The sequence below is a fragment of the Anabaena subtropica FACHB-260 genome (assembly GCF_014697105.1).
Taxonomy (GTDB): domain Bacteria; phylum Cyanobacteriota; class Cyanobacteriia; order Cyanobacteriales; family Nostocaceae; genus Trichormus; species Trichormus subtropicus.
In genome coordinates, this window is sequence record NZ_JACJRF010000102.1 from 1 (window position 1) to 1,780 (window position 1,780).

The window sequence follows — 1,780 nt, forward strand, 5'->3', positions numbered from 1 at the left end:
GTTATGTTCATTGGTTTGAGGAGATAATGTTATGTTGACTATTTTAGGACTTTTGGAGTTAGTCTAACTAAGAATGTAAAGTTTTGTATCAGCTTTCAACATTTCTGAGTTAAACCATATTCTACCGAATCTATTTCTTGCACGATGCGATCGCTAGCCTTTAAAAATTGCTGCAATAATTCCGGTATAGCTTGTCCTTTATCCTGCTTATCAGTAGATATCAGAAACTCAATGTATATCTTTGTTGAGGTTTTCTTTATATCAACGCAACCTACTTACAGTTTTGTGCAGCACTTTAGACTAACCATACTAGTACGGGAAAGTTAAAAATTAAGTTTATAAATTGTCCAGACTGTAAGCGATCGCTTTTACGTAGTTGGTTATATTGAGTGCGATCGTAATATCAAGTTTGCAGACTTTAAGAAATTGCAGATGTATTATCAATTTCTCTGAGATTCTTAAGTAGTAGCTATTTTAGGTCTAATTTGTCACAATAGTAATATTAGTTATCATGCTCTATCAAGATGACAGAAGTTACGCCACATCCAGAGTGTCCATTTTCACATATAACTTTTGAATTACTTCAAAAAATTAAAAAGAATTCAGTTACAGATTTTTATTTGTCACATAAAAAAGATTTTCAAGACTATATTGAAAATCCTTTTGAGACAATTTATAATCACTTAATTGCTCAATTACCACTTCAAATAATAGAAAAAGTTAATGTTAATACTAATCTTACAAGGCTAACACATGGTAATGGTGTTATTAGTTATCGTTTTACACCTAAAGAATCCACCAATAAATTTAGTTATATAAATTTATTTATTTCTATAGACGACTATGAACTTCGCTCTGGTTTAATCATCCATGAATTTAGTGAAGCAAGAGAAAAATTTATCGAAAACCTAAAAATTAAAAAAGTCAAAGAAATAATTCTTCAACATCTTCATCCAATAGATGATTTATATTTACGTTCAGAATCTAATACAAGAATCAGTCGAGAAAATCGTTTATCTGATTGGCTTGGAACAGTAGGTTGGTTAAAAAGTGCCACTAAAAATATTCAAGTAAGCAAGCACTTAAGACTACAAGAGGTATTATCTTACTCTTCATTAGAAATTATTGAACAGATAAGACAAACATTGGGAAGGGTGTTTATTTTATTCTTGGTTGCCACTGAGGATGATCCTATTAGGCAACTTAAAAGATACATACTAAAAGAAGATTTAAGGATAGCTAACAATTATTTTGATCAAGGATTAAAAATTTATTATGAATCTGCATATACAGACGCTATTATAGCATTTGATCTCGCAATACAAAATGCTCCTAATTTAGCAGATCCTTACAAGTATCGAGGAAAAGTAAAAGCTAAGTTAGAAGATATTAACGGCGCGATATTAGACTATAATCAATTACTACTCATAAACCCTAAAAATGCTGACGCTTATTATAGTAGAGGACATTTTTATTGCAAACTAGATGCTTATGATAAAGCCATTTACGATTATAGCCAAGCAATATTAATAAATCCTAACTATTCTCTTGCTTATTATCACCGAGGATGTGCATATTTAGAATTCAGTACAAAACTTAAAGCGGTAGCATTAGAAATTTATGAATTTGTAGCACAGTCTTCTGGTTCACTATTTTCAATATTTGGAATTAAGCAGAAATGTTGAAAGCTGATACAAAACTTTACATTCTTAGTTAGACTAACTCCAAAAGTCCTAAAATAGTCAACATAACATTATCTCCTCAAACCAATGAACATAAC

General features: G+C 30.4%; 1 protein-coding gene. It reads left to right on the forward strand.

The window, feature by feature from the left end:
* Positions 1–524 precede the first annotated feature (524 nt).
* Positions 525–1,685: a tetratricopeptide repeat protein gene (locus tag H6G18_RS24495; protein ID WP_190409681.1), complete on the forward strand. Its 1,161-nt coding sequence runs from the start codon at positions 525–527 to the stop codon at positions 1,683–1,685.
* The last annotated feature ends 95 nt before the right edge of the window (positions 1,686–1,780 follow it).

Bases quoted from the DNA above. Each gene is read 5' to 3' on its own strand.
- H6G18_RS24495 (WP_190409681.1), top strand. From the start codon at position 525: ATGACAGAAGTTACGCCACATCCAGAGTGTCCATTTTCACATATAACT.